Consider the following 17,491-nt stretch of genomic DNA (forward strand, 5'->3'; position numbering starts at 1 on the left):
TTCGGCCTGATACAGATTAAATCAGAACGCAGAAGCGGTCTGATGAAACAGAATTTGCCTGGCGGCCGTAGCGCGGTGGTCCCACCTGACCCCATGCCGAACTCAGAAGTGAAACGCCGTAGCGCCGATGGTAGTGTGGGGTCTCCCCATGCGAGAGTAGGGAACTGCCAGGCATCAAATTAGAAAAACCCCGGTCCATAAGGCCGGGGTTTTTTGCATATCAATTACTTGCATGATGAAGGGAATCTCATGTCAGTTCTGTATATCCAAATTCGTCGTAATCAAATTACTGTTCGCGATCTTGAAAGCAAACGTGAAGTGTCAGGAGACGCTGCCTTCAGTAACCAGCGCCTGTTAATCGCCAATTTCTTTGTTGCAGAAAAAGTTCTGCAAGATCTTGTTCTGCAACTCCACCCACGTTCAACCTGGCATTCTTTTTTGCCAGCAAAACGTATGGATATTGTTGTGAGCGCGCTGGAAATGAATGAGGGCGGTTTGTCACAGGTTGAGGAACGCATTCTCCATGAAGTGGTCGCTGGGGCAACGTTAATGAAATATCGCCAGTTCCACATCCATGCGCAATCAGCGGTACTCAGTGATAGTGCGGTCATGGCAATGCTTAAGCAGAAATAATCGTGTCACCATTGGTGGGTACGAAACCTGAAGTTCAGCCCACCGGGATGAGAAAAAAATCACCTACGCCCCCACATATGCCAGATTCAGCAGCGGATACGGTTTCCCCAGATCGTCCACTTCAGAGCGTCCCGTAACCTTAAAACCCACCTTCTTATAGAACCCAACCGCCTGCTCATTTTGCTCATTAACATTGGTTGTCAGTTCCGGTGCCATCGAGAGCGCATGCTCCACCAGCATCCGACCCACGCCGCAGCCGCACACATCAGGATCGATAAACAGCGCATCCATATGCTGCCCACTTAGCAACATAAACCCAACCGGCTGATCCCGCTCATTAACCGCGACCCACAACGGTGCTTCCGGCAGAAAGGAACGCACCAGCTCTTCCAGTTCGGCCCGATACTCTGCTGATAAAAAATCGTGAGTGGCATCGACAGAACGACACCAAATCGCAACGAGTTCCTCCCCTTCCTCATGCCGTGAGCGGCGAATACTAATAACCATTTTCTCTCCTTTTAGTCATTCTTATATTCTAACGTAGCCTTTTCCTTGAAACTTTCTCACCTTCAACATGCAGGCTCGACATTGGCAAATTTTCTGGTTATCTTCAGCTATCTGGATGTCTAAACGTATAAGCGTATGTAGTGAGGTAATCAGGTTATGCCGATTCGTGTGCCGGACGAGCTACCCGCCGTCAATTTCTTGCGTGAAGAAAACGTCTTTGTAATGACAACTTCTCGTGCGTCTGGTCAGGAAATTCGTCCACTTAAGGTTCTGATCCTTAACCTGATGCCGAAGAAGATTGAAACTGAAAATCAGTTTCTGCGCCTGCTTTCAAACTCACCTTTGCAGGTCGATATTCAGCTGTTGCGCATCGATTCCCGTGAATCGCGCAACACGCCCGCAGAGCATCTGAACAACTTCTACTGTAACTTTGAAGATATTCAGGAACAGAACTTTGACGGTCTGATTGTAACCGGTGCGCCGCTGGGCCTGGTGGAGTTTAATGATGTCGCTTACTGGCCGCAGATCAAACAGGTGCTGGAGTGGTCGAAAGATCACGTCACCTCGACGCTGTTTGTCTGTTGGGCGGTCCAGGCCGCGCTCAATATCCTCTACGGCATTCCTAAGCAAACCCGCACCGACAAACTCTCTGGCGTTTACGAGCATCACATTCTCCATCCTCATGCGCTTCTGACGCGTGGCTTTGATGATTCATTCCTGGCACCGCATTCGCGCTATGCTGACTTTCCGGCAGCGTTGATTCGTGATTACACCGATCTGGAAATTCTGGCAGAGACGGAAGAAGGGGATGCATATCTGTTTGCCAGCAAAGATAAGCGAATTGCCTTTGTGACGGGCCATCCCGAATATGATGCGCAAACGCTGGCGCAGGAATATTTCCGCGATGTGGAAGCCGGACTAGACCCGGAAGTACCGTATAACTATTTCCCGCACAATGATCCGCAAAACAAACCGCGAGCGAGCTGGCGTAGTCACGGTAATTTGCTGTTTACCAACTGGCTCAACTATTACGTCTACCAGATCACGCCATACGATCTACGGCACATGAATCCAACGCTGGATTAATCTTCTGTGATAGTCGATCGTTAAGCGATTCAGCACCTTACCTCAGGCACCTTCGGGTGCCTTTTTTATTTCCGAAACGTACCTCAGCAGGTGAATAAATTTTATTCATATTGTTATCAATAAGTTATCAAGTATTTTTAATTAAAATGGAAATTGTTTTTGATTTTGCATTTTAAATGAGTAGTCTTAGTTGTGCTGAACGAAAAGCGCACAACGATCCTTCGTTCACAGTGGGGAAGTTTTCGGATCCATGACGAGGAGCTGCACGATGACTGAACAGGCAACAACAACCGATGAACTGGCTTTCATAAGGCCGTATGGCGAGCAGGAGAAGCAAATTCTTACTGCCGAAGCGGTAGAATTTCTGACTGAGCTGGTGACGCATTTTACGCCACAACGCAATAAACTTCTGGCAGCGCGCATTCAGCAGCAGCAAGATATTGATAACGGAACGTTGCCTGATTTTATTTCGGAAACAGCTTCCATTCGCGATACAGACTGGAAAATTCGTGGTATTCCCGCGGACTTACAAGATCGTCGAGTCGAGATAACTGGCCCGGTTGAGCGCAAGATGGTGATCAACGCACTGAACGCCAATGTGAAAGTCTTTATGGCCGATTTCGAAGATTCACTGGCACCAGACTGGAACAAAGTGATCGACGGGCAAATTAACCTGCGTGATGCGGTTAACGGCACCATCAGTTACACCAATGAAGCAGGCAAAATTTACCAGCTCAAGCCCAATCCAGCGGTTTTGATTTGTCGGGTACGCGGTCTGCACTTGCCGGAAAAACATGTCACCTGGCGTGGTGAGGCAATCCCCGGCAGCCTGTTTGATTTTGCGCTCTATTTCTTCCACAACTATCAGGCACTGTTGGCAAAGGGCAGTGGTCCCTATTTCTATCTGCCGAAAACCCAGTCCTGGCAGGAAGCGGCCTGGTGGAGCGAAGTCTTCAGCTATGCAGAAGATCGCTTTAATCTGCCGCGCGGCACCATCAAGGCGACGTTGCTGATTGAAACGCTGCCCGCCGTGTTCCAGATGGATGAAATCCTTCACGCGCTGCGTGACCATATTGTTGGTCTGAACTGCGGTCGTTGGGATTACATCTTCAGTTATATCAAAACGTTGAAAAACTATCCCGATCGCGTCCTGCCAGACAGACAGGCAGTGACGATGGATAAACCATTCCTGAATGCTTACTCACGCCTGTTGATTAAAACCTGCCATAAACGCGGTGCTTTTGCGATGGGCGGCATGGCGGCGTTTATTCCGAGCAAAGATGAAGAGCGCAATAACCAGGTGCTCAACAAAGTAAAAGCGGATAAATCGCTGGAAGCCAATAACGGTCACGATGGCACATGGATCGCTCACCCAGGCCTTGCGGACACGGCAATGGCGGTATTCAACGACATTCTCGGCTCCCGTAAAAATCAGCTTGAAGTGATGCGCGAACAAGACGCGCCGATTACTGCCGATCAGCTGCTGGCACCTTGTGATGGTGAACGCACCGAAGAAGGTATGCGCGCCAACATTCGCGTGGCTGTGCAGTACATTGAAGCGTGGATCTCCGGCAACGGCTGCGTGCCGATTTATGGCCTGATGGAAGATGCGGCGACGGCTGAAATTTCCCGTACCTCAATCTGGCAGTGGATCCATCATCAAAAAACGTTGAGCAATGGCAAACCGGTGACCAAAGCCTTGTTCCGCCAGATGCTGGGCGAAGAGATGAAAGTCATTGCCAGCGAACTGGGCGAAGAACGTTTCTCCCAGGGGCGTTTTGACGATGCCGCACGCTTGATGGAACAGATCACCACTTCCGATGAGTTAATTGATTTCCTGACCCTGCCAGGCTACCGCCTGTTAGCGTAAACCACCACATAACTATGGAGCATCTGCACATGAAAACCCGTACACAACAAATTGAAGAATTACAGAAAGAGTGGACTCAACCGCGTTGGGAAGGCATTACTCGCCCATACAGCGCGGAAGATGTGGTGAAATTACGCGGTTCAGTCAATCCTGAATGCACGCTGGCGCAACTGGGCGCGGCGAAAATGTGGCGTCTTCTGCATGGCGAGTCGAAAAAAGGCTACATCAACAGCCTCGGTGCACTGACTGGCGGTCAGGCGCTGCAACAGGCGAAAGCGGGTATTGAAGCGGTCTATCTGTCGGGATGGCAGGTAGCGGCGGACGCTAACCTGGCGGCAAGCATGTACCCGGACCAGTCGCTTTATCCGGCAAACTCGGTGCCAGCCGTGGTGGAGCGGATCAACAACACCTTCCGTCGTGCGGATCAGATCCAGTGGTCCGCAGGCATTGAGCCGGGCGATCCGCGCTATGTCGATTACTTCCTGCCGATCGTTGCCGATGCGGAAGCCGGTTTTGGCGGTGTCCTGAATGCCTTTGAACTGATGAAAGCGATGATTGAAGCCGGTGCAGCGGCAGTTCACTTCGAAGATCAGCTGGCGTCAGTGAAGAAATGCGGTCACATGGGCGGCAAAGTTTTGGTGCCAACTCAAGAAGCTATTCAGAAACTGGTCGCGGCGCGTCTGGCAGCTGACGTGACGGGCGTTCCAACCCTACTGGTTGCTCGTACCGATGCCGATGCGGCGGATCTGATTACCTCCGATTGCGACCCGTATGACAGCGAATTTATTACCGGCGAGCGTACCAGTGAAGGCTTCTTCCGTACTCATGCGGGCATTGAGCAAGCGATCAGCCGTGGCCTGGCGTATGCGCCATATGCTGACCTGGTATGGTGTGAAACCTCCACGCCAGACCTGGAACTGGCGCGTCGCTTTGCGGAAGCTATCCACGCGAAATATCCGGGCAAACTGCTGGCTTATAACTGCTCGCCGTCGTTCAACTGGCAGAAAAACCTCGACGACAACACTATTGCCAGCTTCCAGCAGCAGCTGTCGGATATGGGCTACAAGTTCCAGTTCATCACCCTGGCAGGTATCCACAGCATGTGGTTCAACATGTTTGACCTGGCAAACGCTTATGCCCAGGGCGAGGGTATGAAGCACTACGTTGAGAAAGTGCAGCAACCGGAATTCGCCGCCGCGAAAGATGGTTACACCTTCGTATCTCACCAGCAGGAAGTGGGTACAGGTTACTTCGATAAAGTGACGACTATTATTCAGGGCGGCACGTCTTCAGTCACCGCGCTGACCGGCTCCACTGAAGAATCGCAGTTCTAAGCAACCTACAAACGTTGCTGACTGTAGGCCGGATAAGGCATTTACGCCGCATCCGGCAATCGGTGCACGATGCCTGATGCGACGCTTGCGCGTCTTATCATGCCTACAACCGTTGCCGAACGTAGGCTGGATAAGGCGTTTACGCCGCATCCGGCAATTCTCTGCTCCTGATGAGGGCGCTAAATGCCGCGTGGCCTGGAATTACTGATTGCTCAAACCATTTTGCAAGGCTTCGACGCTCAGTATGGTCGATTCCTCGAAGTGACTTCCGGGGCGCAGCAGCGTTTCGAACAGGCCGACTGGCATGCTGTCCAGCAGGCGATGAAAAACCGTATCCATCTTTACGATCATCACGTTGGTCTGGTCGTGGAGCAACTGCGCTGCATTACTAACGGCCAAAGTACGGACGCGGAATTTTTACTGCGCGTCAAAGAGCATTACACCCGGCTGTTGCCGGATTACCCGCGCTTCGAGATTGCGGAGAGCTTTTTTAACTCCGTGTACTGTCGGTTATTTGACCACCGCTCGCTTACTCCCGAGCGGCTTTTTATCTTTAGCTCTCAGCCAGAGCGCCGCTTTCGTACCATTCCCCGCCCGCTGGCGAAAGACTTTCACCCCGATCACGGCTGGGAATCTCTACTGATGCGCGTTATCAGCGACCTGCCGCTGCGCCTGCGCTGGCAGAATAAAAGCCGTGATATCCATTACATTATTCGCCATCTGACGGAAACGTTGGGGACAGACAACCTCTCCAAAAGTCATTTACAGGTGGCGAACGAACTGTTTTACCGCAATAAAGCCGCCTGGCTGGTAGGCAAACTGATCACGCCTTCCGGCACATTGCCATTTTTGCTGCCGATCCACCAGACGGACGACGGCGAGTTATTTATTGATACCTGCCTGACGACGACCGCCGAAGCGAGCATTGTTTTTGGCTTTGCGCGTTCTTATTTTATGGTTTATGCACCGCTGCCCGCAGCGCTGGTCGAGTGGCTACGGGAAATTCTGCCAGGTAAAACCACCGCTGAATTGTATATGGCTATCGGCTGCCAGAAGCACGCCAAAACCGAAAGCTACCGCGAATATCTCGTTTATCTACAGGGCTGTAATGAGCAGTTCATTGAAGCGCCGGGTATTCGTGGCATGGTGATGTTGGTGTTCACGCTGCCGGGCTTTGACCGTGTATTTAAAGTCATCAAAGACAAGTTCGCGCCGCAGAAAGAGATGTCTGCCGCTCACGTTCGTGCCTGCTATCAACTGGTGAAAGAGCACGATCGCGTGGGCCGAATGGCGGACACCCAGGAGTTTGAAAACTTTGTGCTGGAGAAGCGGCATATTTCCCCGGCATTAATGGAATTACTGCTCCAGGAAGCAGCGGAAAAAATCACCGATCTCGGCGAACAGATTGTGATTCGCCATCTCTATATTGAGCGGCGGATGGTGCCGCTCAATATCTGGCTGGAACAGGTTGAGGGCCAGCAACTGCGCGACGCTATTGAAGAGTACGGCAACGCCATTCGCCAGCTTGCTGCCGCTAACATTTTCCCTGGCGACATGCTGTTTAAAAACTTCGGTGTCACCCGTCACGGGCGTGTGGTTTTTTATGATTACGATGAAATTTGCTACATGACGGAAGTGAACTTCCGCGACATCCCGCCGCCGCGCTATCCGGAAGACGAACTTGCCAGCGAACCGTGGTACAGCGTCTCGCCGGGCGATGTTTTCCCGGAAGAGTTCCGCCACTGGCTATGCGCCGACCCCCGCATTGGGCCACTCTTTGAAGAGATGCACGCCGACCTGTTCCGCGCTGATTACTGGCGCACACTACAAAACCGCATTCGTGAAGGACATGTGGAAGATGTTTATGCGTATCGGCGCAGGCAAAGATTTAGCGTACGGTATGGGGAGATGCTTTTTTGAGTAAAGCTTCCATATAATTTTTCTCCGCAATGTATCGAGGGTTATCCGTAAAGCCAAAGCTTTCAGCCATCTTATTTAATGTATTAAAGATTAATTCAGCAATAACCCGGTGACCCAATTCACAAGCCAACTCAAAGGCAGAATATTTTTGTGGCGCTTTGTGTTGCCAAAAACCCATAATATCTTCAGCGGTAAATCCAAACAGGCGTGCATGGTCAGATAAAGCAAGATAAACCGTCTCTACAACGTTTTGTTGTTTATGCTGTATCGCTGAAAACAAACCGGGATATTCATTAGAATTATTTGCCAGGAGGAGGGGCTTCATATTTTTTTTATCGAATTTAAACGTGTTAAACAGAGTGGGTAATGCGTTAAAAATAGTATTAATAACGTTCATATGTCCGCGCTGCATGGCCATAAACAAACCCGTGTCGCGCGCAAGACTTTTAGCGGTCAGAAGATCTACAATATCGGAAGCTGAAATGTTAATTTCCTGGGCCAGGCTGGGCAATGCTTCAAGAATAACTTTCACGATATCGCTATGTCCATTTTGCATCGCCAGGTATAGTCCTGGGCAACCATAAAAATCCTTTGCCTTCAGGAGATCGAGTACCTGTTCTTTAGTCAAATGACATGTGCGAATTAACAAAGGTAACGCGTTCAAAACAATTTTCAGCATGTCGGCATCACCATTCGCCATAACATGGTATAAAACATGGCTGGACGTACTATTTTTGGCACTCAGGAATTTATATACTTGTTCGTTATCTAAATGATGTGTTGCGGCCAGTTTAGGTAAGGCGTTCAGAATCGAGGTTACAACATTTTTATCCTTACGTGATATCGCTAAAAATAATCCAGAAAAACCATTTTTATCTTTTGCCTCCAGAATATGCATGAGATTTTTTTTCGAGAGTAACCCTTCATATCCTGTTTCTGACAATGAATTGAAAATAGTCTCAACGATATCCGCATTACCATAATTTATAGCCAAATATAAACCTGGCAGGTTAATACTATTATAGGCAGTCAACATTTCTGTTCTATGGAGTTCTGGCATTTTCTGGAGTTGAATCATCAGTTGTGTAAGTTGGTGATTCTGACCAATTGCCATTAGCAAATTCATCGTTGCAGGTGATAATGGAGGGGTTATTTCATCCACAGATCCTTTTAACATCAATAGCTGTTCTTTCGGAAGTGCTGGAATTATTGCAACAGATTGGTTAATAACATGATCATTTGACCATTTCAGGAGGCTATAATCTACATTCATAAAATCCATCAGAGAATAGTGTTTAATATCCTCTTTACTTTCGCTCATGATTCTTATTTTATCGTTAGTTACATTTGGATCATAAACCGAAACCACGTAATGGGTACATCCTTCAGTTGTGTTCTTTATTCTTAGTCGGGCCGTCAAAGCATGGTTATCTACCAATAATATGACAGCCATAACACTGATGCCATTTGATTCCATCTTGTCAAAATATGCCTTCATAACTAGCCCGAAATCACCGCAGGCAGCAACGCAACGCCCCTCAGGACGGCTGGAAATCAACGCCAAAGTCTGGTTTTTGCATTTTTTGTTGAAGTGAGTGAGAAATTTTTCAGCTGAAGAGTAATCATCTTGATGGGGTTTGTAGTCAACATTCTGATAAATATCATTAATATATTGTGCAGCAATGTGTCGGCATACTATACGGTTTTGGGGGCGCCCCGGAAAATAACATTGACCATTAAGCTTAACTCTTGGGAATTCTTTTTCTTTTCTATCTGAGTTTAGATTTAATTCTTTTTTATCAAGAGCGTCTGAGCGTTGAGGTAAAATTTCCATTAGGTATTCTTCAAATATTGGAGCAATGGTTTGAGTGAGTGTCGTGTTTTCATTTTTATTAATTATCGTAATTTCTTTCTTATCAGCTTGTAAGACAGATATGGAAAATTTAATGACAAAATCCTTGTTGCTAAAGATATGGCGACCGTTTTGTCTACAGTTCTCTGAGAAGCTTTTTAATAGAGGCGTCGCCAGCTCCTTGCCAGAAAATTTATCCTCGAGTTCTTTATAAAACAATTCACTCAGGGTTTGGTGTTCATTTGTCTGGGCTGTATTATTAATATTTGCAGAGAAAGAACTACGAGGAATACGAGTAATCATTTAAATATCTCATTGTTTATTGATGTCTTGAATTTTAACTATCAGAACAGTGAAAAAATTTAATATGATTACAAGTAAAGAAATATCATAAATCGCTCAATCTCATAATGCAGCCGTAAAAGTTTCGGTGGAATGAGATCTTGCGATTTTGTTAATAATTAAGTGGTTTGATGTTTAAAAATAATGCTGAGTTAATAAAAGTGTGTGAAGTGTATGACATTAAGTTATTTTGGCGTCAATGCGATTAACAGACACCCTTATTCTATTGCCACTCAGGTATGATGGGCAGAATATTGCCTCTGCCCGCCAGAAAAAGTCAGCGCATTCCACCGTACGCCAGCGTCACTTCCTTCGCCGCTTTAATCACCATCGCGCCAAACTCGGTGACGCGGTCATCGGTAATACGTGAAATCGGTCCGGAAATAGAAATTGCGGCAAACGGTTCACGGTGCTCATCGAAAATACACGCTGCAAGGCAACGTAGCCCCAGTGCATGTTCCTCATCGTCAAATGAATAACCCCGTTTGCGCGTTTGGGCGAGATCTTCTTTTAAATGCACAGGAGACACCAGCGTTGCGTGGGTATAGGCATGTAACCCTTTGCGGTGCAGCAGCTTCGTCACCTGTTCTTCGCTCAGTTGGGCTAAAAAGGCTTTACCCGCACCGGAAGCGTGCATAGGTAATTTACCGCCGATAGGCGCGGACATTCGCATCAGATGCGTACACTGTACCTGGTCGATAATAATCGCTTCGTGATCGCTTTGATCAAGCACCGCCATATTGACCGTTTCGCCAGACTCTTCCATTAGATTGCGCAGGATAGGGTGAACAATTGCTAACAAATTACGGCTCTGGAGAAAGCTGCTGCCGACCATAAAGGCATGTGCGCCGATTGCCCAGTGTCCCAGTTCGCCAACCTGACGCACGAAACCCTGCTGTTGCATCGTGGTTAGCAGGCGGTGTGTCGTGGAATTGGGTAACCCGGCTTGTTGCGCCAGCTCTGTGAGTGCCACACTGCCATTGGATTCGGCAATCCACTCCAGTAATTTCAGGCCACGCGTTAAAGACTGAACCTGTCCAGTCGCTGGTGCGGTGGCAACGGCGGGTTTTCTGCCGCGTTTCGCGGGAATGGGTGCGACCATGACAGTCTCCTTTTTCTGTATCGTGGAAATCATTTTCATTTTTATTGTTAGCTAATGCAATAGTTGCTGAACTGATCCGATGAGTTAATGTTGAACAAATCTCATGTTGCGTGGTGGTCGCTTTTACCACAGATGCGTTTATGCCAGTATGGTTTGTTGAATTTTTATTAAATCTGGGTTGAGCGTGTCGGGAGCAAGTGTGAGCAGCAAAGTGGAACAACTGCGTGCGCAGTTAAATGAACGTATTCTGGTGCTGGACGGCGGTATGGGCACCATGATCCAGAGCTATCGACTGAACGAAGCCGATTTTCGTGGTGAACGCTTTGCCGACTGGCCATGCGACCTCAAAGGCAATAACGATCTGCTGGTGCTAAGCAAACCGGAAGTGATCGCCGCTATCCACAACGCCTACTTTGAAGCGGGCGCGGATATCATCGAAACCAACACCTTCAACTCCACGACCATTGCGATGGCGGATTACCAGATGGAATCCCTGTCGGCGGAAATCAACTTTGCGGCGGCGAAACTGGCGCGCACCTGTGCTGACGAGTGGACCGCGCGCACGCCGGAGAAACCGCGCTACGTTGCCGGTGTTCTCGGCCCGACCAACCGCACGGCGTCTATTTCTCCGGACGTCAACGATCCGGCATTCCGCAACATCACTTTTGACCAGCTGGTGGCGGCCTATCGCGAATCCACCAAAGCGCTGGTGGAAGGTGGTGCGGATCTGATCCTGATTGAAACCGTTTTCGACACCCTTAACGCCAAAGCGGCGGTCTTTGCGGTGAAAACGGAGTTTGAAGCGCTGGGCGTTGAGCTGCCGATTATGATCTCCGGCACCATCACCGACGCCTCCGGGCGCACGCTCTCCGGACAGACCACCGAAGCATTTTACAACTCCCTGCGCCATGCCGAAGCCCTGACTTTTGGCCTCAACTGCGCGCTGGGGCCAGATGAACTGCGCCAGTACGTGCAGGAGCTGTCACGGATTGCGGAATGCTACGTCACCGCGCACCCGAACGCCGGGCTACCCAACGCCTTTGGTGAGTACGATCTCGACGCCGACACGATGGCAAAACAGATACGTGAATGGGCGCAAGCGGGTTTTCTCAATATCGTCGGCGGCTGCTGTGGCACCACGCCACAACATATTGCAGCGATGAGTCGTGCAGTAGAAGGATTAGCGCCGCGCAAACTGCCTGAAATTCCCGTAGCCTGCCGTTTGTCCGGCCTGGAGCCGCTGAACATTGGCGACGATAGCCTGTTTGTGAACGTGGGTGAACGCACCAACGTCACCGGTTCCGCTAAGTTCAAGCGCCTGATCAAAGAAGAGAAATACAGCGAGGCGCTGGATGTGGCCCGCCAGCAGGTGGAAAACGGTGCGCAGATTATCGATATCAATATGGATGAAGGGATGCTCGACGCCGAAGTGGCGATGGTGCGTTTTCTCAATCTGATTGCCGGTGAACCGGATATCGCTCGCGTGCCGATTATGATCGACTCCTCAAAATGGGAGGTCATCGAAAAGGGGCTGAAGTGTATTCAGGGCAAAGGCATTGTTAACTCTATCTCAATGAAAGAGGGCGTCGACGCCTTTATCCATCATGCGAAACTGTTGCGTCGTTACGGTGCAGCGGTGGTGGTAATGGCCTTTGACGAACAGGGACAGGCCGATACCCGCGCACGGAAAATCGAGATTTGCCGTCGGGCGTACAAAATCCTCACCGAAGAGGTTGGCTTCCCGCCAGAAGATATCATCTTCGACCCGAACATCTTCGCGGTCGCCACCGGCATTGAAGAGCACAACAACTATGCGCAGGACTTTATCGGCGCCTGCGAAGACATCAAACGCGAACTGCCGCACGCGCTGATTTCCGGCGGCGTATCTAACGTTTCTTTCTCATTCCGTGGTAACGATCCGGTGCGCGAAGCTATTCACGCGGTGTTCCTCTACTACGCTATTCGCAATGGCATGGATATGGGGATCGTCAACGCCGGGCAGCTGGCGATTTACGACGACCTGCCCGCGGAACTGCGCGACGCGGTGGAAGATGTGATTCTTAATCGTCGCGACGATGGCACCGAGCGTTTACTGGAGCTTGCCGAGAAATATCGCGGCAGCAAAACCGACGACACCGCTAACGCCCAGCAGGCGGAGTGGCGCGCGTGGGAAGTGAATAAACGTCTGGAGTACTCGTTGGTCAAAGGCATTACCGAGTTTATCGAGCAGGATACCGAAGAAGCACGCCAGCAGGCTACGCGCCCGATTGAAGTGATTGAAGGCCCGCTAATGGACGGCATGAACGTGGTCGGCGATCTGTTTGGCGAAGGGAAAATGTTCCTGCCACAGGTGGTCAAATCGGCGCGTGTGATGAAGCAGGCGGTGGCCTACCTCGAACCGTTTATTGAAGCCAGCAAAGAGCAGGGCAAAACCAACGGCAAGATGGTGATCGCCACCGTGAAGGGCGACGTCCACGATATCGGTAAAAATATCGTTGGTGTGGTGCTGCAATGTAACAACTACGAAATTGTCGATCTCGGCGTTATGGTGCCTGCGGAAAAAATCCTCCGCACCGCCAGAGAAGTGAATGCTGATCTGATTGGCCTCTCGGGTCTGATCACGCCGTCGCTGGACGAGATGGTTAACGTGGCTAAGGAGATGGAGCGTCAAGGCTTCACCATTCCACTCCTGATTGGCGGCGCGACTACTTCGAAAGCGCACACGGCGGTGAAAATCGAGCAGAACTACAGCGGCCCGACAGTATATGTGCAGAACGCCTCGCGCACCGTTGGCGTGGTGGCGGCGCTGCTTTCCGACACTCAGCGCGATGATTTCGTTGCTCGTACCCGCAAGGAGTACGAAACCGTGCGTATTCAGCACGGGCGCAAGAAACCACGCACACCACCGGTCACGCTGGAAGCGGCGCGCGATAACGATTTCGCTTTTGACTGGCAGGCTTACACGCCGCCGGTGGCGCACCGTCTCGGTGTGCAGGAAGTTGAAGCCAGCATCGAAACGCTGCGTAATTACATCGACTGGACGCCGTTCTTTATGACCTGGTCGCTGGCCGGGAAGTATCCGCGCATTCTGGAAGATGAAGTGGTAGGCGTTGAGGCGCAGCGGCTGTTTAAAGACGCCAACGACATGCTGGATAAATTAAGCGCTGAGAAAACGCTGAATCCGCGTGGTGTGGTGGGGCTGTTCCCGGCAAACCGTGTGGGCGATGACATTGAAATCTACCGTGACGAAACGCGCACCCATGTGATCAACGTCAGCCACCATCTGCGTCAACAGACCGAAAAAACGGGATTCGCTAACTACTGTCTCGCTGACTTCGTTGCGCCGAAGCTTTCTGGTAAAGCAGATTACATCGGCGCATTTGCCGTGACTGGCGGGCTGGAAGAGGACGCACTGGCTGATGCCTTTGAAGCGCAGCACGATGATTACAACAAAATCATGGTGAAAGCGCTTGCCGACCGTTTAGCCGAAGCCTTTGCGGAGTATCTCCATGAGCGTGTGCGTAAAGTCTACTGGGGCTATGCGCCGAACGAGAACCTCAGCAACGAAGAACTGATCCGCGAAAACTACCAGGGCATCCGTCCGGCACCGGGCTACCCGGCCTGCCCGGAACATACGGAAAAAGCCACCATCTGGGAGCTGCTGGAAGTGGAAAAACATACTGGCATGAAACTCACAGAATCTTTCGCCATGTGGCCTGGTGCATCGGTTTCGGGTTGGTATTTCAGTCATCCGGACAGCAAGTACTACGCGGTGGCGCAAATTCAGCGCGATCAGGTTGAAGACTATGCCCGCCGTAAAGGTATGAGCGTCTCCGATGTTGAGCGCTGGCTGGCACCGAATCTGGGGTATGACGCGGACTGATTCACAAATCTGTCACTTTTCCTTACAACAAACAGGGCGCTCAATGAGTGCCCTGTCTCTTTATTAATATGAAACACTTATACTGGAATCAGGCTGGAATAATCTTAGCCGGAAAAACGAATGTTAAAAGGCACAGTAAAGATGCCAGTCAGCGTGTTTCCGGTCCTTTGGTTATTCAATTGCTTCAGGAACATATAACGATAAGGAGAACCTGAACTCGTGTTAACGCTGCTTCACCTGCTTTCTGCCGTCGCCCTGCTGGTCTGGGGGACTCATATTGTTCGAACCGGCGTAATGCGCGTCTTCGGCGCGCGTCTGCGTACTGTCCTTAGCCGGAGCGTCGAAAAAAAGCCGCTCGCCTTTTGCGCGGGGATCGGCGTTACCGCACTGGTACAGAGCAGTAATGCCACCACCATGCTGGTGACCTCGTTTGTCGCTCAGGATCTGGTAGCCCTCGCACCGGCTCTGGTCATTGTGCTGGGTGCAGATGTCGGGACGGCGCTAATGGCGCGTATTCTCACCTTCGACTTATCCTGGCTGTCACCGTTACTTATTTTTATCGGCGTGATTTTTTTCCTCGGACGCAAACAGTCACGCGCCGGGCAACTGGGCCGCGTCGGTATTGGTCTTGGGCTGATTTTACTGGCGCTGGAGTTGATTGTGCAGGCCGTAACGCCGATCACTCAGGCAAACGGCGTTCAGGTGATCTTTGCCTCGCTGACCGGCGATATTCTGCTGGATGCGCTGATTGGCGCGATGTTCGCCATTATCAGCTACTCCAGCCTTGCTGCTGTACTGCTGACTGCGACTCTGACCGCCGCAGGCATTATCTCCTTCCCCGTGGCGCTCTGTCTGGTGATTGGTGCTAACCTCGGTTCCGGCCTGCTGGCGATGCTCAACAACAGTGCCGCCAATGCCGCAGCCCGCCGTGTCGCGCTGGGTAGTTTGCTGTTTAAGCTGGTGGGTAGCCTGATTATCCTGCCGTTTGTCCATTTGCTGGCAGAGACAATGGGGAAGTTGTCATTGCCAAAAGCGGAACTGGTGATCTATTTCCACGTCTTCTACAACCTTGTACGTTGCCTGGTCATGCTGCCATTTGTTGACCCGATGGCACGGTTTTGCAAAACGATTATTCGCGATGAACCGGAACTGGATACCCAGCTACGGCCCAAACATCTGGATGTCAGCGCGCTGGATACGCCCACGCTTGCTCTGGCGAACGCCGCGCGCGAAACCCTGCGCATTGGCGACGCCATGGAACAGATGATGGAAGGGCTGAATAAAGTGATGCACGGCGAGCCACGGCAGGAGAAAGAGCTGCGTAAGCTGGCAGATGATATCAACGTTCTCTATACCGCCATTAAGCTGTATCTGGCGCGGATGCCAAAAGAAGAGCTGGCGGAGGAAGAGTCGCGCCGCTGGGCGGAGATCATCGAAATGTCGCTCAACCTTGAACAGGCCTCCGATATCGTCGAGCGCATGGGGAGCGAAATTGCCGATAAATCGCTGGCAGCACGGCGGGCATTTTCGCTTGATGGCTTGAAGGAACTGGATGCGCTCTATGAGCAATTGCTCAGTAATTTAAAACTGGCAATGTCGGTTTTCTTCTCTGGTGATGTTACCAGCGCCCGTCGTTTGCGCCGCAGCAAGCATCGCTTTCGCATTCTTAATCGCCGCTATTCCCACGCCCACGTCGATCGCCTGCATCAGCAAAACGTGCAGAGCATTGAAACCAGTTCGCTACATTTAGGCTTACTGGGAGATATGCAGCGTCTGAACTCGCTGTTTTGTTCGGTGGCTTACAGTGTGCTGGAACAGCCGGATGAAGATGAAGGACGGGACGAGTATTAATACCGTGACCCTGTAGGCCTGATAAGACGCGTAAAGCGTCGCATCAGGCACTATGAACAAGATGCCGGATCATGCATCCGGCAATTCACTTAAAAACGGTGACCCGCTTCCAGCGGAACCGCTTCTTCACCGGCCTTAAACACATAGGTGGTGTTCGGGCCACCCAGCGTTGCGTGACCTTTACTCACTGTGATCCAGTTACCTTCCGGTAGACCAATAATCGTCAGTTCTGGCGCGACGACCAGCAGTTCGCGAATACGCTGTTCACGGGTTTCACCTTTATGGCCTTCCGGCAGCGCGTTGGTGAAGTGCGGGTTGATTTGCAACGGGAACAGATTCAGCGCATCGAAACCTTGCGGATCGACAATCGGCATATCGTTGGTGGTACGAATGGTTGGGCAAGCAAGGTTAGCGCCTGCGCTCCAGCCAATATACAGTGCGCCACGTTTAACCACGTCAGTAATTGGTGCCAGCAGCCCGCGCTCGCGGCACTGTTTCAGCAACTGGAAAGTATTACCGCCGCCGACAATCACGATCTCAGCATTTTCAATCGCGGCAACGGGATCGACAACGCTATGAATACCGGTGACAGAAACACCCAGCGGAGCGAGAACCGCAGCCGTTTTCTCTGTGTAATCATCCCAGGTCTGCGTTACGCCAGCGAAAGGGATAAACACCGCTGAGCGGCGACCCTGCAACTGTTCAGCAATTAGCGGCAGTGCATGTTCCAGCCAGGCTTTACCCGGCAGCGTCGAGTTACTCAATAAAAGCAGTTCCATTACTTCTCCGGTTAGTAAGAAATCACGGAAGGAATGCTACCACTGCGAATTTAACCACTTACTGACATGGCTCACGATGTCACGTATTGCACAGGCGCTGAGACTGATGACAAACACAGCATTGCCTGATGCGCTACGCTTACCAGGCCTACCAGATAACTGCAATATATTGAATTTTCGAGATTATGTAGGCCGAATAAGGCTTCATTCCGCATCCGGCATAAACAATGTGCACTTTGCCACCAATTTGAGCGCCCCTTAAGGCGCTGATGTTTTTTTATCCTTCTCGTGCACATTGGACCGCTTCAGCAATCAGCCGCACATCAGGTCGC

11 protein-coding genes and 1 rRNA gene are annotated in these 17,491 nt (G+C 50.8%); 8 read left to right on the forward strand and 4 right to left on the reverse strand.

The window, feature by feature from the left end:
- The first annotated feature begins 57 nt into the window (after nt 1–57).
- A 5S ribosomal RNA gene (gene rrf / locus HUZ68_RS00680) occupies nt 58–173 on the forward strand.
- 76 nt (nt 174–249) lie between these two features.
- Nucleotides 250–633, forward strand: coding sequence for a YjaA family stress response protein (locus tag HUZ68_RS00685; RefSeq protein WP_001326558.1), 384 nt, complete (start codon nt 250–252; stop codon nt 631–633).
- A gap of 63 nt (nt 634–696) precedes the next feature.
- On the opposite strand, the gene HUZ68_RS00690 is transcribed toward HUZ68_RS00685, so the two are convergent.
- Nucleotides 697–1,140: an acetyltransferase gene (locus tag HUZ68_RS00690; RefSeq protein ID WP_000236973.1), complete on the reverse strand. Its 444-nt coding sequence runs from the start codon at nt 1,138–1,140 to the stop codon at nt 697–699.
- 156 nt (nt 1,141–1,296) lie between these two features.
- Here HUZ68_RS00690 and metA point away from each other — a divergent pair, with 156 nt between their 5' ends.
- The 4 genes from metA to aceK all read left to right on the forward strand — a co-directional run bounded on the left by metA (nt 1,297) and on the right by aceK (nt 7,350).
- Nucleotides 1,297–2,226 carry a homoserine O-acetyltransferase MetA gene (metA, locus tag HUZ68_RS00695; RefSeq protein ID WP_001122786.1) on the forward strand — a complete coding sequence of 310 codons (930 nt, stop codon included), beginning with the start codon at nt 1,297–1,299 and terminating at the stop codon, nt 2,224–2,226.
- A gap of 268 nt (nt 2,227–2,494) precedes the next feature.
- Complete coding sequence (aceB, locus tag HUZ68_RS00700; protein ID WP_000138882.1) at nt 2,495–4,096, forward strand: malate synthase A; 1,602 nt, start codon at nt 2,495–2,497, stop codon at nt 4,094–4,096.
- 29 nt (nt 4,097–4,125) lie between these two features.
- Nucleotides 4,126–5,430, forward strand: a complete 1,305-nt coding sequence (gene aceA / locus HUZ68_RS00705) for an isocitrate lyase (protein ID WP_000857854.1) — start codon at nt 4,126–4,128, stop codon at nt 5,428–5,430.
- Nucleotides 5,431–5,613: 183 nt separating this feature from the next.
- Entirely contained in the window at nt 5,614–7,350 is a 1,737-nt protein-coding gene (aceK, locus tag HUZ68_RS00710; protein ID WP_033814895.1) for a bifunctional isocitrate dehydrogenase kinase/phosphatase, read from the forward strand.
- Here the strand turns inward: aceK and espL4 are convergent.
- Together espL4 and iclR are read right to left on the reverse strand one after the other, a co-directional pair.
- The gene (gene espL4 / locus HUZ68_RS00715) at nt 7,319–9,505 is read right to left on the reverse strand and encodes a type III secretion system effector EspL4 (RefSeq protein ID WP_033814896.1); all 2,187 of its coding nucleotides are present in this window, start codon (nt 9,503–9,505) and stop codon (nt 7,319–7,321) included. The two genes, aceK and espL4, sit on opposite strands and share 32 nt — an antisense overlap.
- Before the next feature lie 316 nt (nt 9,506–9,821).
- Nucleotides 9,822–10,646, reverse strand: coding sequence for a glyoxylate bypass operon transcriptional repressor IclR (iclR, locus tag HUZ68_RS00720; protein WP_000226403.1), 825 nt, complete (start codon nt 10,644–10,646; stop codon nt 9,822–9,824).
- A 199-nt stretch (nt 10,647–10,845) separates the two neighbouring features.
- Here iclR and metH point away from each other — a divergent pair, with 199 nt between their 5' ends.
- Together metH and HUZ68_RS00730 are read left to right on the forward strand one after the other, a co-directional pair.
- The gene (gene metH, locus HUZ68_RS00725; RefSeq protein WP_033814897.1) at nt 10,846–14,529 is read left to right on the forward strand and encodes a methionine synthase; all 3,684 of its coding nucleotides are present in this window, start codon (nt 10,846–10,848) and stop codon (nt 14,527–14,529) included.
- A gap of 219 nt (nt 14,530–14,748) precedes the next feature.
- Nucleotides 14,749–16,380, forward strand: a complete 1,632-nt coding sequence (locus HUZ68_RS00730) for a Na/Pi cotransporter family protein (protein WP_000956830.1) — start codon at nt 14,749–14,751, stop codon at nt 16,378–16,380.
- Nucleotides 16,381–16,469: 89 nt separating this feature from the next.
- Here HUZ68_RS00730 and pepE read toward each other — a convergent pair whose 3' ends face one another.
- Nucleotides 16,470–17,159, reverse strand: a complete 690-nt coding sequence (gene pepE, locus HUZ68_RS00735) for a dipeptidase PepE (RefSeq protein WP_000421772.1) — start codon at nt 17,157–17,159, stop codon at nt 16,470–16,472.
- Nucleotides 17,160–17,491: the final 332 nt, after the last annotated feature.

Source organism: Shigella dysenteriae (assembly GCF_022354085.1).
In the GTDB taxonomy this organism is placed as follows: Bacteria; Pseudomonadota; Gammaproteobacteria; order Enterobacterales; family Enterobacteriaceae; genus Escherichia; species Escherichia coli.

Coding starts and splice junctions, on each gene's coding strand:
- HUZ68_RS00685 (WP_001326558.1), top strand. CDS start 250: ATGTCAGTTCTGTATATCCAAATTCGTCGTAATCAAATTACTGTTCGC.
- HUZ68_RS00690 (WP_000236973.1), bottom strand. CDS start 1,140: ATGGTTATTAGTATTCGCCGCTCACGGCATGAGGAAGGGGAGGAACTC.
- metA (WP_001122786.1), top strand. CDS start 1,297: ATGCCGATTCGTGTGCCGGACGAGCTACCCGCCGTCAATTTCTTGCGT.
- aceB (WP_000138882.1), top strand. CDS start 2,495: ATGACTGAACAGGCAACAACAACCGATGAACTGGCTTTCATAAGGCCG.
- aceA (WP_000857854.1), top strand. CDS start 4,126: ATGAAAACCCGTACACAACAAATTGAAGAATTACAGAAAGAGTGGACT.
- aceK (WP_033814895.1), top strand. CDS start 5,614: ATGCCGCGTGGCCTGGAATTACTGATTGCTCAAACCATTTTGCAAGGC.
- espL4 (WP_033814896.1), bottom strand. CDS start 9,505: ATGATTACTCGTATTCCTCGTAGTTCTTTCTCTGCAAATATTAATAAT.
- iclR (WP_000226403.1), bottom strand. CDS start 10,646: ATGGTCGCACCCATTCCCGCGAAACGCGGCAGAAAACCCGCCGTTGCC.
- pepE (WP_000421772.1), bottom strand. CDS start 17,159: ATGGAACTGCTTTTATTGAGTAACTCGACGCTGCCGGGTAAAGCCTGG.